Annotated in this window: 18 protein-coding genes; 2 read left to right on the forward strand and 16 right to left on the reverse strand. The window is 54.7% G+C overall.

What is annotated here, in order from left to right:
* Positions 1–197 precede the first annotated feature (197 nt).
* From ACKGJP_RS22755 to ACKGJP_RS22770, 4 genes are all read right to left on the reverse strand, one after another.
* Positions 198–1457, reverse strand: a complete 1260-nt coding sequence (locus ACKGJP_RS22755) for a hypothetical protein (protein WP_409341083.1) — start codon at positions 1455–1457, stop codon at positions 198–200.
* 182 nt (positions 1458–1639) lie between these two features.
* Positions 1640–2734 carry an efflux RND transporter periplasmic adaptor subunit gene (locus tag ACKGJP_RS22760; protein WP_409341084.1) on the reverse strand — a complete coding sequence of 365 codons (1095 nt, stop codon included), beginning with the start codon at positions 2732–2734 and terminating at the stop codon, positions 1640–1642.
* Positions 2735–2770: 36 nt separating this feature from the next.
* Positions 2771–4114 carry an ABC transporter permease gene (locus ACKGJP_RS22765; RefSeq protein WP_409341085.1) on the reverse strand — a complete coding sequence of 448 codons (1344 nt, stop codon included), beginning with the start codon at positions 4112–4114 and terminating at the stop codon, positions 2771–2773.
* The gene (locus ACKGJP_RS22770; protein WP_409341086.1) at positions 4111–4803 is read right to left on the reverse strand and encodes an ABC transporter ATP-binding protein; all 693 of its coding nucleotides are present in this window, start codon (positions 4801–4803) and stop codon (positions 4111–4113) included. The genes ACKGJP_RS22765 and ACKGJP_RS22770 overlap by 4 nt, the downstream gene beginning before the upstream one ends.
* Positions 4804–5138: 335 nt before the next feature.
* Here ACKGJP_RS22770 and ACKGJP_RS22775 point away from each other — a divergent pair, with 335 nt between their 5' ends.
* Positions 5139–6914 carry an NFACT family protein gene (locus tag ACKGJP_RS22775; RefSeq protein WP_409341087.1) on the forward strand — a complete coding sequence of 592 codons (1776 nt, stop codon included), beginning with the start codon at positions 5139–5141 and terminating at the stop codon, positions 6912–6914.
* 57 nt (positions 6915–6971) lie between these two features.
* Here ACKGJP_RS22775 and ACKGJP_RS22780 read toward each other — a convergent pair whose 3' ends face one another.
* The 7 genes from ACKGJP_RS22780 to ACKGJP_RS22810 form a co-directional block, all read right to left on the reverse strand.
* Positions 6972–7826: a PHP domain-containing protein gene (locus ACKGJP_RS22780; RefSeq protein ID WP_409341088.1), complete on the reverse strand. Its 855-nt coding sequence runs from the start codon at positions 7824–7826 to the stop codon at positions 6972–6974.
* A 47-nt stretch (positions 7827–7873) separates the two neighbouring features.
* Positions 7874–8785 (reverse strand): selenium metabolism-associated LysR family transcriptional regulator, encoded by a 912-nt coding sequence (locus tag ACKGJP_RS22785; RefSeq protein WP_409341089.1) that lies wholly within the window; start codon positions 8783–8785, stop codon positions 7874–7876.
* A 155-nt stretch (positions 8786–8940) separates the two neighbouring features.
* The gene (locus ACKGJP_RS22790) at positions 8941–9378 is read right to left on the reverse strand and encodes a hypothetical protein (RefSeq protein ID WP_409341090.1); all 438 of its coding nucleotides are present in this window, start codon (positions 9376–9378) and stop codon (positions 8941–8943) included.
* Between the two features lie 176 nt (positions 9379–9554).
* Positions 9555–9818 (reverse strand): YlbG family protein, encoded by a 264-nt coding sequence (locus tag ACKGJP_RS22795; RefSeq protein WP_409341091.1) that lies wholly within the window; start codon positions 9816–9818, stop codon positions 9555–9557.
* 149 nt (positions 9819–9967) lie between these two features.
* Complete coding sequence (locus ACKGJP_RS22800) at positions 9968–10429, reverse strand: YlbF family regulator (protein WP_409341092.1); 462 nt, start codon at positions 10427–10429, stop codon at positions 9968–9970.
* Positions 10430–10478: 49 nt separating this feature from the next.
* Positions 10479–12293: a hypothetical protein gene (locus ACKGJP_RS22805; RefSeq protein ID WP_409341093.1), complete on the reverse strand. Its 1815-nt coding sequence runs from the start codon at positions 12291–12293 to the stop codon at positions 10479–10481.
* 34 nt (positions 12294–12327) lie between these two features.
* Complete coding sequence (locus ACKGJP_RS22810; protein WP_409341094.1) at positions 12328–14061, reverse strand: DNA repair helicase XPB; 1734 nt, start codon at positions 14059–14061, stop codon at positions 12328–12330.
* A gap of 268 nt (positions 14062–14329) precedes the next feature.
* Between ACKGJP_RS22810 and ACKGJP_RS22815 the strand changes: the two genes are divergently transcribed.
* Entirely contained in the window at positions 14330–14872 is a 543-nt protein-coding gene (locus tag ACKGJP_RS22815; RefSeq protein ID WP_409341095.1) for a thermonuclease family protein, read from the forward strand.
* A 132-nt stretch (positions 14873–15004) separates the two neighbouring features.
* Here ACKGJP_RS22815 and ACKGJP_RS22820 read toward each other — a convergent pair whose 3' ends face one another.
* The 5 genes from ACKGJP_RS22820 to ACKGJP_RS22840 all read right to left on the reverse strand — a co-directional run bounded on the left by ACKGJP_RS22820 (position 15005) and on the right by ACKGJP_RS22840 (position 21439).
* Positions 15005–15679 carry an FMN-dependent NADH-azoreductase gene (locus tag ACKGJP_RS22820; RefSeq protein WP_409341096.1) on the reverse strand — a complete coding sequence of 225 codons (675 nt, stop codon included), beginning with the start codon at positions 15677–15679 and terminating at the stop codon, positions 15005–15007.
* Positions 15680–15856: 177 nt separating this feature from the next.
* Entirely contained in the window at positions 15857–16297 is a 441-nt protein-coding gene (locus ACKGJP_RS22825; RefSeq protein ID WP_409341097.1) for an RrF2 family transcriptional regulator, read from the reverse strand.
* A gap of 129 nt (positions 16298–16426) precedes the next feature.
* The gene (locus tag ACKGJP_RS22830; RefSeq protein WP_409341098.1) at positions 16427–19564 is read right to left on the reverse strand and encodes a beta-galactosidase; all 3138 of its coding nucleotides are present in this window, start codon (positions 19562–19564) and stop codon (positions 16427–16429) included.
* A 2-nt stretch (positions 19565–19566) separates the two neighbouring features.
* Positions 19567–20820 carry a GntR family transcriptional regulator gene (locus ACKGJP_RS22835; RefSeq protein WP_409341099.1) on the reverse strand — a complete coding sequence of 418 codons (1254 nt, stop codon included), beginning with the start codon at positions 20818–20820 and terminating at the stop codon, positions 19567–19569.
* A gap of 154 nt (positions 20821–20974) precedes the next feature.
* Positions 20975–21439: a CBS domain-containing protein gene (locus tag ACKGJP_RS22840; protein ID WP_409341100.1), complete on the reverse strand. Its 465-nt coding sequence runs from the start codon at positions 21437–21439 to the stop codon at positions 20975–20977.
* Positions 21440–21472 lie beyond the last annotated feature (33 nt).

A 21472-nucleotide genomic window follows, 5' to 3' on the forward strand; every position in this document is an offset into this window, starting at 1 on the left:
GAAAAGCGACTCTTGCTCCGAAACGTAACGGAACTTTTCGCGGTGCCCCGGTGCGAGCGGCTAACTGATCGTACAACCTGTACTAGGGTAAATGTATTCAGACAAGCAGCAAAATATCCCACCTCATCGTGTGAAAAACCAGTAAAATCTAAATCATAAAGAAAAAACCGCCGGAGCATCGCTCCGGCGGCATGGCGTCATTCGAAATCGTCCGTATGCAAAACTTGACCGGGACGAACGTCGGCTAACGGTTTTCCCAGCTTGGCGCCCACCTTCTCGCGGAACGCCGCATCGCTTTCCAGCTTCTTGATGAATTCGTGCGAAGCCAGAAGCAGAATGTCCTTCTTATCGGTCTTCACATAAAACTCGGCGGCATATTGGCGAATTCCGCTTTCTTGCCGGAGCATCTCCCCGAAGGGAACGGTTACGGGCTTAGACCCTTCCGGGATATGACCGTTAAACGTCCTGTACGTAATCTCTTCCTTCGTTAATCGTTCCACCTCTTGAGCGCCTTCCAAGCCGAAATTGATCTTATAGCGCATCCCTAACAAACGAGTGCCGATCTTTTCCTCGAACGGAAGATGGAGAACGACGACCGACGAGCCTCCCCCCCATTCTACTTCGTAGCCCAGTTTTTCGGCGACAGCGCGCAGCGGCACGTAGACGTCGAGGCCGATAAGAAACGGCTCCGGCGCATGGTCCAGCGCTTCCGGCTTGCCGGCTTGATCCTTCACATCGACGCGTATACCGTCATAACGGATGTCGATATCATAGGGATTCGCTTTGTTCGCTTGCGTCTCTCCGTCCGGAGCCGCTTCTTCGAATTCCATGCGGTTCGTCCGTCCGATCGTGACGAGCTTGGCGTCCGGATCCCAATCCGCGGTGTACCAAAGATTGTCGCTAAAAAAAGAAAGAGGCACGTAGACGGAATTGTCCGTAATAAACGCCCCAGCGGGACGCCCTCTGTCATGATGCTCGAACAGCACCCGAATCTGCCCCTTTAAATACGCGGTGACGGTTTCGACGCCGGGAGCTTTCGGCCCGGGATCCTTCGTCCTGTTGTTCAGCCATTGCAGCAGCTTCTCCGTACGGTCGTCTGCGAACCGGTGCGTATCGAACACGCTGACATACGGCCGCTCCACCCCTCTGGAATAAAACAGATAAGTCTGCCCTTCTTCTATGCCGGCGCCGCACTGATCGCCATCGTCATTGGTGACGACAAAAGCCGGCGCCTCCCCCTTATACGTATCGATCGCTTCGACCGATGCGGTAAACTGCGAAGGATAAATCGCCTGCACCTTCGTCACTTTTGCCGTAAAGATCGCTTGCGCCTCCAAAAAATCTTCCTCGTGCGAAGTCGGTCCGCGCGAACAGGCGTAAGCCGCCGGAGCCGCATAATTTGCGCTTATCAAGGTCAAACAGACGAAGCACAGCATGGCGCACATCCATTTTCTCAAGCAAACTCCTCCTTCTAAATCATTCCAATAATAAGACGCCTTTCGCTCTCATTTAGTTGCGATCGAAAGTCCCGGTTACCGGGAAATTCTGCGGAGGATATACTTTCTGACACATGCAAAAAAAAAGCCCGCATGAGCAAACGCATTGCTCTGAGGGCTGCCCGGCAATCTCAACCAAGCGGTTATTGCAGGACGACCGTGTCGCCTTCATTTAGTCCGGAGGTTACTTCGGTTTTATCCGACGTTTCCATGCCAATCGTAACCGGCTTCCGCTCCGAGCCTTGGGCTCCGAGCATGTATACGAATGCCTGCTCCTTGTCGCGCTGAACGGCAATCGTCGGGATAACGAGCGCGCCTTGCTTTTTATCCGCGGTGATTTTACCGGTCAAGCTAAGTCCGGCGATCAGCTTTTCATTCGGCTCGAGCGAGACGACGACCTCGAATTGCGCGGCGGCTCCGCCCGTATCGGTACCGGACTTGGCGAACTTGGAAATGCGCTCGACCTTGCCGGCGAGCTTCATATCGGGCAGCGCGTCCGCCCGCACTTCCACGTCCATACCCGCCTTGATTTGATATACCTCATATTCGCTTACAGTCGTGGTCAGCTGGAGTTTCGTCAGGTCGACGATTTTGCCGACAGCCGTCTTCTCTTCCAGCTTTGGCGGCTCTTTCTTGTCGGCGAACAGAAAAATGCCGTCGACGGGCGAAAGCAGCGACGCCTTCGCGACTTTTTCTTTTTTCTCCTCCAGCTGCTTGAGCGCGGTCTTGCGCGACAGGGCATCAAGCTCGTCCTGCATCTTACGGAGCTCTTCTTGGCCGAAGCGCTTGAGCGATTCGGAGCCGGGCGCCGCCGCCCCCGCCGCTTGCGGATCGTTCGCCTGCAAAGTATCCTGCGCCTCTTTCAGCTTCATTTCGAGCTCCTGCTTGCGCATATTGGCCTGCTGCAGCTCGATGTCCGCCTTAAGCAGCGAATCGTCCAGCTGGAACAACAGGTCTCCCTTCTTCACTTGTCCGCCTTCGGCAACCTGCCATTTCAGGACGGAACCGTCGAACGGCGGATAGACAACCGTTTCGCTCACGTACGAAGACTTGCCTTTCACTTCGATCGATTTGCTGATATCTTCTTTGGTCGCTTTGAATTGCAGAGCGGACACCGCACTGCCGCCGGCAGGCGTTTTCGGACCCGAGGCGCTATGGCTGATCGCGTAAAGGCCGGCGGAAATGCCGATCGCCAGCACGCCCAACGTGATCGGAATCCACCTTCTTTTCTTGGACATGAACGTTCAACTCCCGATTTCTTTAAAAGTAATGGACTATTCGCGTTTGATCGCGCTGAGCGCATCCGTGCGCGAAGCCTTGATCGCCGGAAATATGCCTGACAGGACCCCTGTCAGCAAAGCGAAAAACATGCCGACTGGAAGCACCCATGTGCTGATAAACAGAAGTTCCGGGTCGGAGCCCGGCGGCCTGTCGCTAAACTGAAGTACGGCGAAGTTTATGCCCCAGATGACCCAGTAGGAGGTCATGATGCCGAACAACCCGCCGAGCAGCCCGAGAAGCGCGGACTCGACGATGAACATATTGCGGATTTGCCCGAGGTTGGCACCGAGCACCTTCATGATGCCGATCTGCCTTCGCCGCTGATAGGTGGACATCGTCATCGCAACGACGATTGAGATGGAGGCGACGAACAGAATGAACAAACCGGCACCGGCAAAAACCAATCGGATAATGGCAAATTCCGAGTTCATCCTCTCCTTCTGATGAAGATTCGTCATCGTCTGCACCTTCAGCTTCTTGATCAGTTCGTCCACGGCGGCCACATTCGATGTCGTATCCACCTTGACGACCAGTTGTTCGCGGTTGGTTGAAACGCTATCCGCGCTGTTCGCTTGGGCCGGATTCATGGCGGCGCGTATTTTTCGGGCAAGCGCCGGGGAAACGTAAGCCTTCTTTTGCCCTTCGATCATATAATCGGGCTGCCCTTCGGGCCGCTTCAGCACCGCGACGACGCGAACGGGAATTTCCACGTTTTTTTGCGCTTCCGTCTCGCTGCCCCTAAACGAATTCGGCGTAAGGACGATCGTTTTCTGGTAAACCGGATATGGAATCGCTTGCCGTTCCCGATAGTCCTGATTTTGAGTCGTATTCTTCTGCCGCTGCTTGTCGTCGATCAGATTGACGGTCGCCCCGTATTCGAGCACGATGACGTTGTCCTGATCGCCCGGCCTCCCTTGCTGGAATTCCGAGCCGAACGCCTCCAGCGTATCCAGCTCGGTGGCGATCAGCTCGTTGATATACCCCTTCTTGCCGCCGTCGACGGTGTAGCTGAACGACCCCACGCGGCCGATCGACGCTACGCTTTTCACGTTCGGGAAGGTGCGGATCAAGTTCATCTTGGCTTCCGTAATCGGCTCCTGCACGATCTTGTCCGGATTGTCCAGCGAGCTCTTCTGCAACGGCGTTACCGTAATTTCATCGGTCTTGAGGTAATAGCCCATCTGCTGCTCGCTGTAATGCGAGATCGATTCTCCGAATGCGAGGGCGACCATAATCGAAGAGGAGCCGATGGCTATACCGATCGCGCACATCGCCGTGACGACTTTACGCCGTTTCAGCTGATCCCAGCCAAGCCGGAAATAATCCTTGAGCCTCATTCGGACTCCCCTCCCCAGTCTTCGTTCTCGACGAGAAGGCCGTCGCGCAGCTGGATGATCCGTTTCGTCCGTTTGGCCACTTCATGCTCATGCGTCACTATGACGAACGTCATGCCGAACGTCCGGTTCAAGTCCAGCAGAAGATCGATGATTTCCTTCTCCGTCTTCGTGTCGAGGTTTCCGGTAGGCTCGTCCGCAAAGACGACCGACGGATTCGTGATGAGCGATCTGGCAATGCTTACCCGCTGCTGCTGCCCGCCGGACAACTGGGAGACGAACATTTCGGTCTTCTGCCCGAGTCCGACCTGCTCCAAAAGCGCCATCGCTTTCTCTTTACGATCTTTGTCGCGCACGCCTTGAAAGACGAGCGGCAGTTCGACGTTCTCGCGAACCGTCAAATGCGGGATTAGCTCGTAGGATTGAAAAATGAAGCCGATATGCGATCTGCGAAATTCGGCGAGCTGATTTTCGTTCATTTTCTCGATGGCCTTACCGTCGATCAGAATCGACCCCGCCGTAGGCTTCATCAGCCCGGCCATCAGGTTCAGCAGCGTCGATTTGCCGGAGCCCGAGCTGCCCAGCAGCGCGACGATTTCATTTTTCTCGACGCGGAAATTGATGTTTTGAAGGACGACCGTGTCTTCTCCTCCGTTGCGGAATGTGTGTGACAAATGTTCAATGACAAGCACCTGAATCCTCCTTCAATAAGGCTCCCCCTGCTTTCGCGCAGCCTTATGCCGTCCAAGACGATATATACATACGTTTACATAGACGAGAACGGATCCGGAAAGATTGCTGTCTGTACGGAAACGTTTCGTGTCATCCGGTAATCCTTTCCAATTGTAACGGAATCCTCTTAAGAAAGACTACAGAAAATGTGAAGTTTTTCTTAACTCCTCCGAACGCTTTAGGCCCAAAATCGTTAGTAAGCAAACTTTCCGCTTAAGTTTTGCCCCAAACTATGGCATGATAAATAAAAATCACCACAAAATCGCATGTTTTCAATTGGGAATGGAGTGTCATCATGGCATTAGACGGTTTAGTCATACGTGCAATCCGAGACGAACTTCGAGCTTGCATCGGCGGAAGGATCAACAAAATCCATCAGCCTTCGGATAACGATATTGTTCTTCACATCCGTGCCCAGGGGCAAAATTTACGGCTGCTGCTATCGGCAAGCCCGACTTATCCGCGCGTCCATCTGACCGGACAGCCCTTCGTCAACCCGCTCGAGGCGCCGATGTTCTGCATGCTGCTCCGCAAACACTGCGAAGGCGGCGTTATCGAAACGATCGAGCAGGTCGGAATGGAGCGAATCCTGCATATTAGCGTCAGACACCGCGACGAGCTTGGCGATCTAAGCTTGAAGAAGATCGTCGTCGAGCTGATGGGTAGGCACAGCAACATCGTCCTTCTCGATCCGGAAGCCGGAACGATTATCGACGGCATCCATCATGTAACGCCTGCGATCAGCAGCTACCGCGTCATTATGCCCGGAAGCAAATACGTCGCACCGCCCGACCAGGGCAAGCACGATCCGCTCGACGTTACGGCGGACCGGTTTGCGGAACTTCTCTCGAAAGATGCCGAAACGGCCGAAGAGCTCGAAGCGGAGGAGGATGACGGCAAACGCTTAGCCGAACGTTTAGTCGCCTTATTCAGCGGCATTAGCCCGACGATTGCTGCCGAAATGGCGTACCGCGCCGCGAACGGGGGAGCGGGCGTTTCGAAAGCCGCCTTGTGGCCCGTGTTCCAAGAGCTGATGGAGCTTGTCCGCGAGCGGCGCTACGCGCCTGCAATCGTCACGACGCCGTCCGGCAAGTCGCTCTTCTCGATCGTTGCATTGACTTATGCAGGCGGGGAAGTACGCCGCTTCGACTCGATGTTCGAATGTTTGGAAGCCTACTACGGGGATAAAGCCGAACGCGACACGGTCAAACAGCGGATGGCGGATCTGCTCAAATTTTTGCAGAACGAGAAGAACAAAAATGTCAAAAAGCTCGAAAAGCTTGAAGAAACGATGGAAGAGGCCAAGGACGCGGACCGGTTCCGCATTCTCGGCGAGCTGGTGACGGCATCCATTCACGCCATCCGCAAGGGCGACAAGCAAGTGGAGACAATCAATTACTACGACGAAGAGCAGCGTCCCGTCACGATCGAGTTGGATCCGCTGCTCTCGCCGCCCGAGAACGCCCAGCGCTACTTCAAGAAGTACACCAAAGGCAAAAACAGTCTCATCGCCGTACGCGAGCAGTTGGACAGCACGCATGCGGAAATTCAATATTTGGAAACCGTGCTGCAGCAGATCGGGCACGCCTCCCTCGCCGATATCGAAGAAATCCGCGAAGAATTGGTCGAGCAAGGCTATATCCGGCACCGCGGCAAAAAATCGGCCAAGAAAAAAAAGAACGACAAACCGGTGATCACCTGCTACCTGTCGAGCGAAGGCATTCCGATCTACGTCGGAAAAAACAATACGCAGAACGAATATTTGACCAACCGTCTCGCCCAATCCGCCGACACCTGGCTGCATACGAAGGATATCCCGGGTTCGCATGTAGTGATCCGAAGCGGCACGTTCGGAGAAGCCACCTTGAACGAAGCCGCCCGGCTGGCCGCATACTACAGCCAAGCCAAGCAGTCCAGCCAAGTGCCGGTCGACTACACGCTGATCCGCCATGTGCGCAAGCCGAACGGTTCCAAGCCGGGCTTCGTTATTTACGATCATCAAAAAACGTTATTCGTTACGCCCGACGAGGCCGCAATCAAATCGCTTCCGCTTGCAGCCAAAGGACAATGATCGGCCCATTAGCAAAAACAGCGCTCCCCTTGTGTGGTAGCGCTGTTTTTGCTTCTATTACCTGCGCGAGTCCGCTTTCTTACGAAGCGCTTCTACGGCAGACATGGCTACTTTGCGCGAGCCGAGCGGCGAATGGAAGACGATGCCGTCCCGCTCGCCGTGAAAATCGGAACCGGCTGTCACGATCAGCCCGAATCTCAAGGCGATCGCCTCATAGCGTTTCGCGTCTTCGTCCGAATGATCGGCGTGATGCGCCTCGATGCCGTCCAGTCCGGCTTCGGCGATCCGCTCGACCAGCTCGTCGTCGCCGTATAGCGCGGGATGCGCCAGCACCGCCGCCCCGCCCGCTTCGCGAATCCAGCGAATCGCTTCCGCCGGCTCGATTCGCGGGGCGTTTACGTACGCTTTGCCGCCTTTGCCCAAGTATTCGGCGAACGCTTCCTCCAGCGAGCTTACATATCCGCGCTTAACGAGGAGAGACGCGATATGTGGGCGCCCGACGGACTCGTCCGGCTTCAGCTCGCGGCCGAGATTCGCGATTACTTCCTCCATCGTGATCGGAAAGCCGCACGCATGCAGCTTCTCGATCAGCGTATCGTTGCGGTGCTTGCGCACCTCGCGAAGCTGCTCCAGCCGTTCCAGCAGCCGGGTGTCGGCCGTATCGATAAAATAACCGAGCACATGAATGTCCTGCCCGCGCGCCGAGGTTGAAATTTCGACTCCCGGCACGACTTCCACCCCAAGCCGCCGCCCTTCCTTTACCGCTTCGGCAACGCCTGCAACCGTATCGTGATCCGTTATCGCCAGAGCGGACAGCCCGGCTTCGTGCGCCAGCCTGACGTTGCCGCTTGGGGCGAGTGTACCGTCGGATGCAATCGTGTGCGTATGTAAATCCGCAAAGCCCTTCTCCATGCCCTTCCCTCCCGTATGCTCAGATCAAGCCGCACCTCAGTCAAGGTCTACAGCCACTTCTGCAAATCGCGTTCCCGTAAAAATTCGAGAAACGTCACCGCCGCCATCGGCAGCAGCGCCGATTTCAAATGAACGGCATAAAAGCTGCGGGCAAAGCGGATACCTTCGATCGACCTCGCTTGCACGATCCCAAGGGCAACTTCGTGTTTCACCGCCGATTGCGACAATATCGTAAGGCCAAGATTCGCCTCCACCGCGGATTTTACCGCGCCGGTGCTTCCAAGCTCCATGACGATGCGCATGCCTCGGGGATCGACGCCGCGCCTCAGCAGCTCTTCCTCCATCACTCGCCTTGTGCCCGATCCTTTCTCGCGCAGGACGAAAGGATACGAAAAAGCCTGTTCGATCGTAATTTCGGATTGTCCGGCAAGCGGATGCGCACTCGGTACGATCAGCTTCAGCTCGTCGCTCAAGACGGCGTCCGACTGCATGTCCGGATGATCGACCGGCGCCTCTACGATTCCGAAATTGAGCGTATGCTGGGCGATTTCCTCGACGATTTGCGTCGTGTTGATCACCTTTAGGCTGACCGAAATTTGCGGATACTCCTCATTAAACGGTCCAAGCAGCCGCGGCAGCATATATTCGCCGACCGTCAAGCTGGCGCCGAGGTGCAGTCGCCCCGTGAGCATGCGGCAGTAGTTCGCCATAGCGGATTCCGTTTCCTGGATCAGCTCGATGCTTCGTTTGGCGTAAGGCATAAGCTCGCTGCCCGCCTCGGTCAGCTCGATCTTTTTCGTCGTGCGAACGAACAACTTGACGCCGAATTGTTCCTCAAGCGACTGCACCTGCATCGTAACGGCAGGCTGCGTCATATGAAGCGCTTGCGCCGCGCTCGAAAAGCTCCCCTTGTCCGCAACGGTATAAAAAATATGTAATTGGTGAAAGTTGACCGCCATTCGTCATTCATACCCCCATCTTAAGCCGACCGGCTTCATTCATTATAGCATATCCCTCTCATCGGTCCCCACATTGTATGGCGGAGCAAGGCGTCTAACGATAAAAAAAGCATGCAGGGCAATCCCGCATGCTCATTCTCGCCTGTCCGTTTTTGTTATCTGCGCTTTCGGCTGTTCTTGATCAGCGTCATTCTGCGGGAATGGCGCAGCCAGGAATAATAGGACTTTAAATCCCTCAGCTCAATCGTTTCAGACATGCGTCCCAGAAACGTTACGACAATCATTTTGTGCAGAATGTTCCCCGCGATGTCCGTCTCGGATTCGATCGGCGAAAATTCCGCAACCATGACTAGGTCGTCATCGATCAAATACACATCCTGTTCGTTACGGTAATACGACTTTATGTTCGATTGCTTCAGCTTGCTCCATAAAAAAGCACAAATGTCATCGAAACCTGTTTTTTCGCTTTCCACTCGATCGATCCAGCGAGAGCGGGCATGATTCGTAATTACGATATCGGCGATTCTTTTCTCCCCAAGCGCAACGTAGAAAGGCTCGTAGGTGCTCCACCTGTCCATCATTCTATCTCTCATTACCGCAACTCTCCTCCCAGAAAAACAGGCCTTTCAGACTATGTACATTTCGTTATCGCCCTTATAGAACATTTTACTCCATATTTACAAATATTACAATTAATTAATTTCGTTCTTGCACCATAAATATGAAAAAGATTCTGAGAGGCCCTTAGGAGAAGCGATTGCCCAGCCGATTATACCGTATAAGATCTCGTCTTGTCCGGCACATTCCGACTGTATTCGGTTTTGATTTCATTGCGGTAGGACCGTTCCACTTTTTTGACGTACGGAAGCTTCTGAATGTTGCGAACCGTCTCGTCCAGCTTGTCCGCATGGATATACATGACGACATAGTGCATTTTTTTGGACATATAGTGAATGGAGCCGAAACGCTCCAAATTTTTGGCCGGCTTCAGATCGTTTACCCAAACGATCAGCCCGCTGCGCTGCGTAAGCATGCTTGTTCCTCTCTTCCGTCTATATCGTATAGGCTGACGAAAACGCTTGAAGGCGTTTTCGCGAATGTTTGTGCCCTTCGCTTTGTTGAATGAGCGCCGGAAGCGAAGCCTGATTGCGGCAAGCTTCGCTTCCATGCGCTATATTGCAGCTACCCGCAATTCCCGCTGCAGCTTCCGCCCGAACTGCAGCCCCCGGAGCTGCAGCCGCCGCCGTCCGCCAGCGGATTGTTGCTGGGCACCTTGACCGACTCGGAAACGGCATGAGCGATCGTTTTGGATATTTGATAGAGCAAGTCGTCCACCCGCTCCTCCGCATCCTTGAACTGCCTGACGGATTCCATGGCGTCCAATTGCGCTTGAACCCGCTTGACCTCATCCATGGCGGCATGATAGTCGGGATGAAAATGACCGAACCGCTCGCATTCCTCGAACAGTTCTTTCTTTTTGGCAAAAAGGCGGACAAGCCGTTTAACTTCCTCGTCTTGCTCAACCTTCTGTTTCCAGTATAAATATTGCGAAACCTCAGACGATCCGTTGATCAGATCGCCCAACTCGTATGCCTGCATCAAAACGCCGGCCATATCGATCGCTTCGGCTTCCATAATACTCATCGAATCACGACCTGTCTTCTATTTTCGGCTTCCGCTTCCGGAAAACCGTTTATGACGGGTTGGCGCCGGGGAGCATAATCTGCACGGCGTGCCATTGATCCGGCGACAACATAACGGTATTTTCGGCCTCTCGGCCTTGAAGCTTCCACTCCCCGCGCTCTTCGACAATAGCCGTCGGGACGATGAACCGCTCGGTTCCCGCAATGCCAAATTTTACGTAGGTCTTCCACTCCGCAGCCTGCCGCAGCAGCTCCTTGCAGGTCGAGGCGTGATAGGGGCGGAATTGCTTGAGCCACATTGCCGGAACCTGACGAATATCGGGAAGTCCTTCATTCGGATCGGGAATGGAGGAATCGACTTCAAAAGCAGGTGACGGCGGATGAAACAAAAATTCACCGCAATGAGCTGTCCCTATTTCCAGTATAAAGTTTTCTGCGCTCGCGCTCAATACTAAAGGACGGGCGTTTTTCATTTTGGGAAAAAGAAGTTTTTCTTCCAGACCGTCCGCAACCTGTTTGCACCATTGCCGCATAGTCCCTTCCACGTTATCCGGAACGCCGTAAATGGCGAGCGATGTCAATTCGCGCAAGCATTCCTCCGCACCGTTTACTTCTCCTCTCGCCAGCGCAGCGGAAACACGTTCTTTCGTCAGTCGCATGGCGGAGAACCGGTCGACGCGAACGATATCGGCAAACGCGCTCAAACGCCAAATATCGGCATACGGTACGCCCGCGGGAACGAGCAGCTCGAAATCAGGCTGCACGTAAATACAGCTGTGCCGTGACTTGGGTTCAATGAGCGATGGGCCGGACCGGAACCCGATGCCGCCTGACGGAACCCGAAACCGGATGGCCGTCTCGCCGTCCGGCGCAGCCAGAAGCTCCAGCCATCCTATGGCGTCCATAGCCTTCAGCCAATCGTCAAGCACTGCCCTGGAATCGCTCCGATCGGTCTCCCTAACGATGCCGTTCTTGATGAGCCAGCCGTGAAGCCCGGAAACCTTCGGCAAGCTGTCCGGTCCGAGTCCTTCCAGCCATACGAGCGCATGCTCCAGCCACAGTTCCTCCGGTCTATATAGCTCCCTAAAGCAGCGGTAAATCGCCGTATGCACTACTTCATTGGTGCAGGATAGCAATCGGCCGAGCGCATTCCGGTCAACCGACAATCGGTTTTCATTGACGGCAATAAGTCCGAGGCGGAATCCGGTCTCCAGCACCAAGGCTGCTTGCGGAGGATAGAAAGCCTCATATTCATAGGAAAGAGCGAAACGACGCAGATCCGTATCTTTAAGCGTTACGATTTTCAAAAGCGATGCAAGCTGAAGCTTCGCCATCGTTCCTTTGCCTGTCAGCTTCACCTCATGCTCGCTGCAAAATCGAAGCAGAAGCAGCAGATCCCAGGCGATTCGCATAAACGCTTCCGACCCGTCCGATTCATCCGGTTCCGCCAGGCCGCTTGCGGAAGGCTCCTCTTGCAGGAGCAGCTTCTGCCAAATGCCGAACGTGTCCTCCGGCAGCACGAACAGCTGCTCGCCCCAAGATTTGCGCAGGGAGAACAACACCCCTTTGCGCCGTAGCTGAAGCAGGCCGAGCCGAAGCTCGGCGCCGGACAAAGCATCCTGCTTGACCGCCCTCTCGAGCGCAGACGCTTCGAAGGGGCGAGAGCCGAAGGCAAGGACGATCCGCCGCAGCGCCGCCTGTTCCCATCTCCGCATCGAGGCGAGCAGATCGGCCAGCGTCTCGTAAGACGCAAGCGCCTGTCCGACCGGCATTCCTTGTTTTCGCCTATTCGCAACAGCGGGATGCTCGTCGTACACGGCGGTAACGGAATCCGGCAGTTGAACGAGCAATTCATTTAGTCTCATCGGACACTTCCTCATTACCGGAACAAATGTTCGTTTACGTAAGAAACGCCTCATCCCGTTGATTGGCGAAAGATTGTTGCCTGTGATCCTGAAGCACGTCGGAGGCGGCGGTCAACTCGTACCGGTAGCCCTGCTCGACAAGAAACAGTTGCCTGTTCAGAGCAAATTCTTCTTCTCTTGTCCGTTCGCTGACGAGCGAGTAAAAATGCACAACTTTACCGTCCGCTTTCGGACGCAGCACCCGTCCGAGCCGCTGCGCTTCTTCCTGGCGGGAGCCGAAGCTGCCGGAAACCTGAACGGCAACGGACGCATCGGGCAAATCGACGGCGAAATTCGCAACCTTCGAGACGATCAACAGCGTCAATTCCCCTTCGCGAAAAAGCCGGTACAACCGATCCCTTTCGTCATGCGGCATCGTTCCCGACAAAAGTGGCGCTCCTGTACGTTCCGATATCGTTTGAAGCTGATTCAGGTACTGGCCGATCACTAGCGTAGGCTCGCCGGCATGCCGCTGCAGCAGCTTATTCAGCACCGGCCATTTCCCTTCGTTCTCCGCGGCGATTCGCAGCTTGTCCTTAGCTCCCGCGTGCCTGTAACGTTCCTCCGTCTTCTCCGGCATACCGATCTTGATTTCCGAACAAACGGCTTTGGCAATCCAGCCTGCCTGCTCCAGCCGTTTCCAAGGCATATCGAACCGTTTGGGGCCGACCAGCGAAAACACATCTTCCTCGCAGCCGTCCTCGCGAACGAGCGTCGCGGTCAAACCGAGCCGGCGCGTGGCCTGAATTTCTGCCGTGACCCGGAAGACCGGCGCTGGCAGAAGATGCGCCTCGTCGTAAATGATCAATCCCCAATCCCGCTCCTGAAACAAGTGCATATGCGAAAAAGCGTCGTTCTTCGACCGGCGATGGGTCAGGATCTGATAGGTCGCGATGGTAACCGGACGCACTTCCTTGCGGGTGCCGTTATATTCGCCGATCATGTCGGGCGTTAAATCGGTTTTGTCGAGCAGCTCATCCCGCCATTGGCGCACCGAAGTGACGTTGGTCGTCAGAATCAAGGTCGCGCAGCCGCATTTTTCCATAGCGGCAATGCCGATGACGGTCTTACCGGCTCCGCAGGGAAGAACGAGCACACCGCTGCCGCCGTCGTTGGCGCCTCCCCTGTAGAAGGCATCGACCGCATCCCGCTGGTAATCGCGCAATACGAAAGGAGAACCGTTTGACCTTACTGCGTTTAGGCGAACGGGCAGCGTTTCCCCTTGATGATACCCGGCTTTATCCTCCACCGGGTAACCGAGCCGGGTCAGTTCCTGCTTCAGCTTGCCGCGCCACACGGGATCGATTACGGCGCTTCGCGTGTCTATCGTAGCCGTCAAATACGGTTGAAGGGACGGATAAGAAGCGATCTTGAACAAAATCCCCGGATCGTCGGAAACGAGCAGCAGCTTGTCTTCTTCCTGCACCATACGCAAAAGTCCATACCGGTTCATCGCCTGCTCGATACTCTGCTTAACGGAAGCCGGAACGCCCAGCTTGCCGTTCTCATTCAGATAGACCAACAGTTGCTCGGCTGTCAGACCCGAAGCCGCGGCATTCCAGAGCGATAGAGGCGTTAACCGGTATGTATGAAAAGGATTGGGGCTTTTCACCAGCTCGGCAAAACGGCAAAGTTCCATACTGACCGTTTCGGCCCTGGGATGCTGGGCTTCAAGCAGCACCGTCATATCGTTTTGCACGAATAGCGGCGCGTTATGTTGATGCTTCAATGGTTCTACCTCCCGGCTATGCGAGTGCCTTTTCCTTAGTATGAAAGGAATCGGAGGAAATTAAACTCCGCCCGCCGTTCCGCATTTGGCTTTACACGGAAACGATTACCACATACAATAGCCAAGGATATACGCCTTTCGGCGTCCGAAACGTTTTCGCAGAAAAAGGTCTCGGAAAAATAATCATTCGTGCCGGACGTTTACCGAGAAATCGAACAATCAGCGAAATCCACCGTTCTGAGATTTTAAGGAGAAAAGAGGATATGCAATGAAAAAATGGATATCGGCCGGTCTCATCGCCCTATTACTGGCTGTAGCGTTAGTCGGCTGCTCCGCCAAAACGCAAACGTCGTCAAGCGACGAGTCGTTTCCAAACCGCATATGGAAAGAGTACCCTCAGCTGAAGGATCGCCCTATGACGAAAGCGGTCGTGAAGCGGGTTGTCGACGGGGATACGTTCGAAACGGAGAAGAAGGAAAAGGTTCGTTTAATCGGCGTAAATACGCCGGAAACGGTGAAGCCGAACAGTCCCGTGGAAGCCTTCGGCAAGGAAGCGAGCAAATACACCAAGGATCAATTAACCGGCAAAACGGTTTATCTTTTCAAAGATACCGGCGATAAGGATAAATACAGCCGTTTGCTCCGCTACGTGTTTATCGAGAACGAACCGGTCATGTTCAATGAAACGCTGCTTTTAAACGGTTACGCCAACACGATGACGATCGCGCCGAACGTTATGTTCGCCGACAAATTCGTCAAGCTGGAACGCGAAGCCCGCGATAAGAAAAAAGGCTTGTGGGCGTATCAATAACCATTTTCCCCGCAAAACGGGTGCCGCTTCCGCAGCCTTAGTCCGATCCTTAGCGGTAAGCCCCGGAACATAACCAAAAAGGCTTCCCTGATGTCGTTTCAGCGACGCGGGAAGCCTTAATTCGTTTATTGATTAGAAGCGCGAGCCGGCTGCCGCCGTTTCTTTCAAACCGTCGGCTACGATTTCCTTCGCGCGGTCCGGGTACTGATTATGTCCTTCAATGACCACCGTTTCAGGGTTATGGATACCCCAGAGGTAAATGGCCGACTTCACCAGATTCAACGCCATTTCCATAGCGGCCATTTGTTCGGACGAATAGTCGCCGCCGCGTGCGCAGAGCAGCATGACTTTTTTGTCGCCAGCCATGCCCACAGGACCTTCTGCGGTATAAGTGAACATCTTGCCTGCTTGCGCCAAGTACGAAATGTAAGTTACAAGAGGTGCCGGGACAGTCGAATTCCAGAGCGGGAACGAGAAGATGATTTTATCCGCAGCCATAAACTGATCGAAGTAAAAATTAGCGATCCCGGCCAGTTTGACCTCTTCCGCAGTAGGCTCCATGCCTTGTCTCAGCTTGAATAAACCAGTTATCATCGTGTTGCCGTAGTACGGAAGCTCCGCGTCGAATAGGTTCAGCTCCGTAATGGTATCCTGCGGATTCGCCTCGCGGTACGATTGAAGAAACGACTGGTGCATTTGCACGCTGATCGCCTGTTCGACGGGACGGTCGTTTGAACTGATAAAAAGTACGTTTGCCATTAGAAATTCCTCCGATTCCAATCGTAATTTGGTATTTTCTGCAATCATTGAAAGCACAGTTATGAATGCGCGAAACGGTTGCTCCCGTTCTCACTTCCTGGAAGATACCCCTCCATTACTGAGCTACCGGAAAGCACAGTTTAGCGCCAATTTGTATGATTTGTTTAACTGCTGCTTTTATAGGCTCAGTATAACTCACTAACTATACTTTTGCAAGCAGATAATTTATTTTCCATCGAGCATGTCGATTCTGTTCATCAGATCGGCGATCGAATACTTCTTCAGAAAGGTGACGGTATTGCGTTCGGCCTCCAGCATGATCTCTTCAAGAGCGATATCCACCTTTTTGCCCGCTTCTCCGCAGTCTACGCCCTCCGCAGGTTCTGCAGGCTCCGCACGAACAGCCATGTACACATCGGCCAGGGACAACCGATTCGGCTGCACCTTGAGCAAATAGCCGCCGTCCCGCCCTTCTCTGGCTTCGACTATGCCGGCTTGTACCAATGGCGCCATCACTCTGCGCAAAAAGGTGGCATGCGAATTGACTTGGCATGCAATGGAGCCGCTGGAAAGCACGCAGGCGCTCTGGGCAAGCCACACCAGCGCATGAACGGCTATCCCGAAGCGCGGCGGGCCGATTTGACTGACTCGATTGATCGAACTCATAGCGATTCCCTCCCGACATCCTATACAATAGTGTACCTTGCCCAGTTGCCGTATAGCAAGCCCGTAACCGGCGCCAAAACGGGAAGAGCTGCCCCTCCGGCATGACGCCCGGCATGGACAGCTCGATTATCAATTCCCGCTGGAGACCGAAACCGCAACTTCGTGAGGCCGGTATACTGCAAGCATCCGTCCGTCACCGTCAGCGGCAAACATCACGCTCCGCTCGCTTTCGAGAGTGAACGCATATACCGTTCCGGTAACGGGATCCGCGATCTCGATCTCCGTATCGTAGGCATACTCGGAAACAAATAGATACAACGCCCCGCTCTTAAACGCCAGCTTGCGCCCGTAAATACCCGGCAATTCGCCGCCCTTGCGCCACTCCAGCTCCTTGCGGACATCGGCAGCCTCAAGCGCGTACGTATACAGCGCGATCAGCGGCTCATTCCGCTCGTTCAGTTCAAGCGGCAGCGGACACCATAGGATTCGTCCGTTCCCGTAACCGAAGTCAATCACGCCGGCAGCACCCGGCTTCCCGCCGGTCGACGCGGCCGTTTCTTTGCAAGCCTCGGCGATTCGCCGCCCGCCGAACGATACGGGATAACGCTTGCCGCCGATCTCGACCATATCCTCACGCAGCACATTGGCTATCGTCCATTCGCCGCGAAGCTCGGCAAGCCGCGAAACGGGACGCCAATATTCGTTCAAGCCGAGCGGACCTGTAACAAGGAGCGTCACCCCTTGCTCGCGGACGGCGGTCAACATCTTTTCAAGCGCCGCATCGCTCAAATTGTGAGCGCTAGGCACAACCAGCAGCTTCGGCGCATCCGTCAGAAGCGCCTCCAAATGATATTCGCCGAATGCCCGGTGCGGCACATTCATATCGTAAGCCAGGGTTCGCGTCAGCCTGGACGTGGCATCGAAGGCGAGCGGCCGATTGGACAGGTCGTTCGAATATGGAAAGACGGCCGCAACCTCCTCCAGCTGTCGATCCACGAATAAGTCACCGACCGCTTCCATAAATGCGCCGAAATCGTAAGACACGTCCGCTTCCGGCTTTTCGGTGCCGTCGGCGCGAAGAGCGCCGATATTCGATTCATTGACGTTATGCATATAAAAGTTCGTGTTCCATATCCACTGCACCGCTCCTGCGCCGCCGGTCGAGAAAGCGTACGCGTATTTGCGTTCCAAAATGTTGCGAAGCTCCAGCTCCGAGCGCTTTGCGCGTCCGTCCGGCGTCTCAACGTACATGATGCCCGTTTCCTGCACGAGATTCGGCTTATCCGGCGCCTTTGCAAAAATACCGTCCCATACGAGCTGATCCATCATCCACCAAGAATGCACCGTCGTATAATCCACGCTCTCCGCATACAGGAACGGCGACGGCCGCTTTCCGGCCAGCGCTTCATCCTGACCGACGGTGACGAGCTGGTCCGGATTCGTCGTCTTGATCGCACTGCGAAGCCCGGCAGCCCACCTGTTATGCATATCCATCGTAAACAGCGAATAATCGAGCCACCGGTTGCCTTTTTTGCCTTGTGTCATGTCCTGGACGTCAAAATTGATTTCGCTCTGTTCCGGCAGTCCGGCCGCCGCAAACCCGGGCAGCTCCTCCGGCGTCATATTCCAGCGCTCCTGCAGCGTCTCTACCGTACCGTGACGTTCCTTCAGCCATTCGGCAAACGCAGCTCTTTCGAAACGGTCCTGCGACGACCTCGGCCCTGCGAATACTCGTTTCGGATCGAACATCGAAGGCTCGTTGATTAAATCCCAGTGGACATGGTACGAACGGCGGTGACGCTGAACGATCGCGGCGATAAACCTTTTTTGCGCCTCCACGCTTCTCGGATCCAAATACGGGTTGACACCTTCCCACGCCTCGGGCGTAAATGCGAAGAAATTGAAAGTCACTTCCAATCCGTGCCGCTTAGCCGTCAGGAAAAAAGCGTCGATCGCGCGAAGCGTCTCCTCGGAGGCATGCCCGTCCGCATACATGAAGTGGCGGTGAGCCGTCCAGATGCCGGTCCGAATCAGGTTGATGCCGGCTTTCTTCATTTGGGCCATATCCCGCTCCCACACATGAACGTTGGGGAGGAACAAAAACTTGCGCGCCACATCGGACGTCATATACGTCATCCCGACGATCGGCAAGGGCTTTCCGTCCCGCTCGAAGTAATCGCGTCCGCATGTAAGCGGCGATCCTGCCGCAAGCAGCTCCTCGTCCATCCCCCAGAAGCTTTGTTTAAGCAGACGTTTCTCGCCACCGTCCGATTCCGCTGCGCATATGACGTCATATAACCCTTTTTGCACGTCAAAAGGAAGCGGTATCGTCTTAAGAAGCAAATCATTTCCTGCCTCAAGCTCCAGCCTCCCCGACCACACCGGCTCCCCTTTAGCGGTTTCCCTCTTGGACACCGCAATGTCGAAGGTCCAACGCGATGAAGGCTGCCCCACTGCGGAAAGACGCGTCAAACGCTGCATCTGGAGCGAGAGTTTTGCGCGGTCTCCCGGATCATATGCCGCATAGTTCGGCTTCAGCCATATTTCGGTTACCCCGAGTGCGCAGTGGTCGGCCATTCGGACGAACAGCTCCGCCCCTTGTTTCTCCCACCATGCAGACTGGACCGGTTGGTTAACGAATATCCAGCGGCCGCCCGCAAACTCCCCCTTCGTGAACTCCAGGCTTACGACAGGTGCCGAGCGCTCTCTTCCTTCCTCGCACAAACCTATCAGCAGCGGGTAAATGTGCGCGTCCATCGGACCCGCCGTTCCGCTCTCGTGCGGCATATCGTTCGTTTTCGTTACATGCAGGATAAGGCTTGATGTATCTCCCATGGCAAACAAGCACTCGCTTCCCGCTAACAGCGGGATCGCTTCGGATGCGGCTAGCGCCTCTACCTTCGAGCCGTCCACCTTCATCGCTTCGTGAATGTGAAGCTGCTGGAGATAAGCCGTCTGCTCCGTTTCCGCCGACCAGTTTTGTCCACTGCCGTTACACGGGCGTGTAAAGGGCGCGCCTCCCGCACAGAGCAGCCCGCCTCCCTTTCGCAAAAAAGCGAGAATCGCTGGCCACGCCTCTTTCGGAAAATAAGAGCCGTGCATCGTGATAAAGGTCCCTCCGGCCGCAGCGGCCAAAGCTTCCGCCAATCCGTCCGCATTCACGACTCGGCTAAGTATCGAAAATTGATCTGCCTGCTCCTTGTCCGGCCTAGCGCCGGCGAACGGAAACTGCGAATCGTAGAACACGATTCGATTATTTGCACTCATCCTCATTCTCCTCCGCTATTTCTTTCGTATGTATCGTTCAGTTTGCTATATAACCCCCGCTCCGCCGGGGCCGGGCCGATGGACTGGCGTTCTATGAGCGCTACCGGCAGCACGAGTTTCGCGATCGGTACAGGACCCGACCGGAGCACCCGCACGGCCAGCTCAGCCGCTTTGCGCCCCGTCTCATAAAAAGGCTGTTCAACCGTCGTAAGCGGAATGTCGAGGTGACCGCTTAGCTCAACGTTATCGAAGCCGGCTACCGACAACGCTTCCGGAACCTTGATGCCCAAGTCCGCTGCCGTCTTCAGCAATCCGATCGCGAGCAAATCGTTTTCCGCCTGAATCGCCGTTACTCCCAAGGCCATCAAGCCTTCCAGCATACGTTTCAAAAACCGCTTCCCTTCCTCCGATTGCTCGATCTGCCGGTGAAAGAACGGGTTGCCTTGGGAGAACGGCTTGCCGAAATCCAACTTGACGATTCGGGTATCGACCGGGATGCCGTGTGCCCGAAGAGACTGGCAGTAGCCCATGAAACGGTTGCGAACCGAAGTTACCGCTTCGATGCCGATTCCCGATAAAAAGGCGATTCGCTTATGCCCTAGCGCAAGGAGCCTGTCGGTAACGATACGTCCGCCCGCTTCGTTGTCGGAAACGACGCTGCTGACAGGAAGCCCGTCATAATACTTATCGATTGCAATAAGAGGGTAATCATTGTAGGCAAGCGACAGAATCTGCTCCAAATTAGCTCTGTCTTCCACCGGATACAGCAGGATGGCCGAGATGCCTTTGCCGGGAAGCGTTTCCAGAAGCTCGCGTTCCTTGGCCGGATTTCCGCCCGTCGTATGGATCGTCATCAGTAAACCTTTCGAATCCAAGTAATCCCCGGCGCCGCGGATATAACCGGATAAGCCGTTGGATTCCTCACCGGGAATGACCAGCGCAGCGACGTGGCCGATTCCGGAAGACGGAGCCGGAAGCATGCCGGATTTATGCTTGGGACGGCCTTCCTGCTCGCTTGCTTCGAACAACCCGCCCTTCGGCTTCACAAAACTGCCGCTCCCCTGCTTCCTATAAATAAGCCCTTCCCGTTCCAGCTCCTCCAGAGCGCGCTTGGAGGTTATCCTGCTTACCCGGTACGTCTCGGACAATTCGGCTTCCGTAGGCACTTGCTGATCCTCCACATACCTGCCCTCGTCAATTTGTCGTTTAAGCTGCTCGAAGATCGAACGGTACAAAGGCTTGACTTCTTTTCCCATTACCCTCCTCCTTTGATATGGTATATATATTTGTTATATCGAACTTTCTTGATATATCATATTGAATTATAATTCGATTTTCGCTTTCTGCATAGCGGGTTTCCGTTCCTTGTCACAAAAAAAGAGCCGGATTGCTCCGGCTCCTCCCCATCGATTATTTCGTTGTCGCAAATGTCTTTTCGCTTTCCGAAATTTTCCCAAGCGCTTCCCCGACATTATCTTCAAACACATCTCGGATCGCCAAATCTCCAATCGCCACAACGCCAACCAGCTCCCCGTTCTCAACGACAGGCAGACGGCGTATTTTGTCGCGCGCCATTATTTTGGCGGCTTCGCCGACCGACGTATCGGGCGCGATCGTGGTCGGATTTTGGCTAACTACATCCATTACAGCCGTAGAGCCTTCTTTCTTCTCGGCAAAGCCCCGAACGACAAGATCCCGGTCCGTTACGACGGCCAAAAGCTTCTTTCCCTCGACTACCGGGATAAAGCCGATATCATGCTGCTTCATTTTGAGCGCAATTTCATATACATTATCCTTTGGCGTTACGGTAACGCAATCGGTCGACATGATCTGTTTTACGGTTTTGGCGGTGCTCAAGTGAAATCCCTCCTGCATAAGTGTAGAAGCTCCTTACTTAGCTTCTCCGGC

Origin of the sequence: Paenibacillus litoralis (assembly GCF_046244365.1) — a bacterium.
GTDB lineage: Bacteria > Bacillota > Bacilli > Paenibacillales > NBRC-103111 > Paenibacillus_V.